Raw genomic sequence first — 320 nt, forward strand, 5'->3', positions numbered from 1 at the left:
GGTGCCATTGTCGGCCATCTGCATTGTGGCGCCATTGTTATCCACACTGCCGTCTGGACGTTGTACATCCAGTACCAGATCACCCGCTGCGTCTGTGATAGGCGTGCCGTCATCATCGTAGTTAGGGCGATAAGTTTCACCGTTTGAACCAGTGACCACATCGCCGTTGCCGTTAATCACAACGCCTTCGTCATTGACCAACACTTGTGGCAGCGGTGCGAGGCTGGCTTGACCTTGCTCGTCGATTACCAAGGCACCTTTTTCACCAGTTGGCTGATTGCTGTTCGGGTCGATCACATCGATAATGATATTGCCATCAG

General features: G+C 52.8%; 1 protein-coding gene. It reads right to left on the reverse strand.

Annotation, left to right across the window (positions count from 1 at the left end):
* The coding region (locus BLO31_RS23990; protein ID WP_175443280.1) for a hypothetical protein at positions 1–320 on the reverse strand (320 nt) is incomplete at both ends.

The sequence above is a fragment of the Vibrio sonorensis genome (assembly GCF_001854765.1).
Lineage (GTDB): Bacteria > Pseudomonadota > Gammaproteobacteria > Enterobacterales > Vibrionaceae > Vibrio > Vibrio sonorensis.